A 2,801-nucleotide genomic window follows, 5' to 3' on the forward strand; every position below is an offset into this window, starting at 1 on the left:
GATCGCCACCGCGCACGGCAGTACCGAAACCTTTCCGCTGCTGCTGGATTTCGTCAAGCGCGCGCCGCCGCTGAAGCATTACAGCCTCACTGCCTTTCGCGCCCGCACGGAAAGCCCCGACTTCCCCATGCGGATGGACAACTTTGAACTGGCCACCTCCGACGTGCTGATCGGCCACGTCGCCGATGAAGGGCAGGTGGGCATCGAAGTCATGTTTGCGCGTGAACTGCCCAGCGACATGCAGGACCATGCGCGCAACATGACCTTCATCATGCTCGACCATGTGCTGGGCGAGTACGACTTCGCGGTCAAGGTGGGCTTTGTGGATTTCGTCGATGCGTTCTCGGACGAAGTGGCCGGCTCCACGACGCTCGACAAGTTCGGCCCTGTGCTCGACGCGTTCTGGACGAACGAACTGGGGCACACAGGCTTGTTCCCGAGCGGCGAACACCAGTGGTCTGTCATGACAGTCGTCTTTGGCAACGACGAGGACGGTGACGAAGAAGACGACCAGGAGGGTGACAAGGCGATCGTGGCGGTCAACCAGAGCGCCAATGCGATTGCAGCGCGGCCTGACCTGGGCCACGCGATCGAGCTGCGCCTGCCCGTGGATGACCATGCGGCACTGGAGCGTGCCCGCGAAGTCCAGGAGCAGATCGCCACCCGCCTGGAGCTTCAGCATGCCGGCATCCTGTCCCACACCGTGGTCAGGAACGGCCGGCGCCTGGCCAACTATTACGTGGGCGACCTGCCTGCCGCACTCGGCGTGATTGACACCAGCTTGCGCGGCGCATCGTTCGCCGACGTTGAGCTGAGCAATGCGTTCGACCCGTCATGGTCGAAGTACTTCAACTTCGCGGGCTAATCCATGAAAGTCCTCGTCATCGGCGCATCACGCGGCATAGGCCTTGAATTCGTCAGCCAGTACCTGGCGGACGGTGCCAACGTCATAGCCACCGCACGCAACGACGAAGGCCTGCAGCGCCTCAAGGCCCTGGGCGCCAAGGCCTTGCGGCTGGACGTGGCCCAGCCTGCCAGCATCAGCGGCCTGGCCTGGCTGCTGGACGGCGAAGAGATCGACATCGCCCTCTACGTGGCCGGCGTCTTTCCGCAGGGCGATGCACTGACGCCGCCGACGCGCGAGGCGTTTGACCACACCCTGCACACCAATGTGCTGGGCGCCATGCAGGCCATTCCGCAAGTCGCGCCCATGGTCGAGGCCTCCCGGCTTGGTGGTGGCGGCAAGGGACGCTTTGCCTTCATCACCAGCGGCATGGGTTGCATTGGCGAGGTCCCGTCCAGCAGCAGCTGGACCTACCGCGTCAGCAAGGCTGCGCTGAACATGGCCGTGGCGTCTGCCCAGCATGACTACCCGCGCGCCATCATGGTGGCCCTGTCGCCCGGCTGGGTTCAAACCGACATGGGCGGCCGGGATGCACCGCTCACCACGGTTCAAAGTGTCACGGCCATGCGTGCCACGCTGGCCGGGCTCAAGCCCGAGCACAAGGGCGCTTTTCTCGACTACGACGGTCGGCGTTTCAGCACATGGTGAGCCCTGCACTCCACTGAAAGATTTCGATGATCCTGACCCAAGACCAAACGATGATCCGCGACGCGGTGCGCGACTTTGCGCAGGCCGAACTCTGGCCGCGCGCCGCGCGCTGGGACAAGGAGCACCACTTCCCGATCGAGGCGCACAAAGGCCTGGCCGCGCTGGGAGCCTACGGCATCTGCGTGCCCGAGGAATTCGGCGGCGCGAACCTTGACTACCTCACGCTGGCGCTGGTGCTCGAAGAAATCGCGGCGGGCGACGGCGGCACCAGCACCGCCATCAGCGTCACCAACTGCCCGGTCAATGCCATCCTCATGCGCTACGGCAATGTGCAGCAGAAAAAGCAGTGGCTGACAAAACTCGCGCAGGGCGAAATGCTCGGCGTCTTTTGCCTGACCGAGCCGCATGTTGGCAGCGATGCCTCTTCACTGCGAACCACGGCCGTCAAAGACGGCGACGAGTATGTGATCAATGGCGTCAAGCAGTTCATCACCAGCGGTAAGAACGGCCATGCCGCCATCGTCATCGCCGTTACCGATAAGGGCGCCGGAAAAAAAGGCATGAGTGCCTTCATCGTGCCCACCAGCGCACCCGGCTATGTGGTGGCGCGGCTCGAAGACAAGCTGGGCCAACACTCCAGCGACACCGCACAAATCAATTTTGACAACTGCCGCATCCCGGCCGACAACCTGATCGGCRACGAGGGCGAAGGCTACAAGATCGCGCTGGGCGCACTCGAAGGCGGGCGCATCGGCATCGCCGCGCAAAGCGTGGGCATGGCGCGCAGCGCGTTCGAGTTTGCCCTCAGCTACGCCAAAGAGCGCCAGAGCTTTGGCACCGCCATCTTTAACCACCAGGCAGTAGGCTTTCGCCTGGCTGATTGCGCAACGAAGATTGAAGCGGCCCGCCAGCTCATCTGGCACGCTGCCAGCCTGCGCGACGCCGGCCTGCCCTGCCTGAAAGAAGCCGCCATGGCCAAGCTTTTTGCCAGCGAAATGGCCGAAGAGGTTTGCAGCGCTGCCATCCAGACGCTGGGCGGCTACGGCTATGTCAGTGACTTTCCGGTGGAACGCATTTACCGCGATGTGCGGGTGTGCCAGATTTACGAAGGCACTTCCGACGTTCAAAAGATCATCATCCAAAGATCTCTTTAGCCCCCACGGTCGCGCACTTCGTGTGGCTCCCTGCCCCCCGAGGGGGCCGCTGCGCCTGCGGCCCGGCAAAGCCGGTTCCGCGGCCCCTGCTGGGT

General features: G+C 63.6%; 3 protein-coding genes. All 3 read left to right on the top strand.

Features of this window, described 5'->3' with window-relative positions; all coding sequences use genetic code 11:
* Positions 1–865: DUF695 domain-containing protein (locus AC1DWI_RS18955; RefSeq protein WP_477725444.1), on the top strand; the 865-nt coding region annotated here is incomplete at its 5' end.
* A 3-nt stretch (positions 866–868) separates the two neighbouring features.
* Complete coding sequence (locus AC1DWI_RS18960) at positions 869–1,552, top strand: SDR family oxidoreductase (RefSeq protein ID WP_477670096.1); 684 nt, start codon at positions 869–871, stop codon at positions 1,550–1,552.
* 26 nt (positions 1,553–1,578) lie between these two features.
* A complete protein-coding gene (locus AC1DWI_RS18965; RefSeq protein WP_477725445.1) occupies positions 1,579–2,706 on the top strand; it encodes an acyl-CoA dehydrogenase family protein in 1,128 nt (375 codons plus the stop codon).
* The last annotated feature ends 95 nt before the right edge of the window (positions 2,707–2,801 follow it).

The organism is Polaromonas sp. P3_C2 (assembly GCF_056402675.1).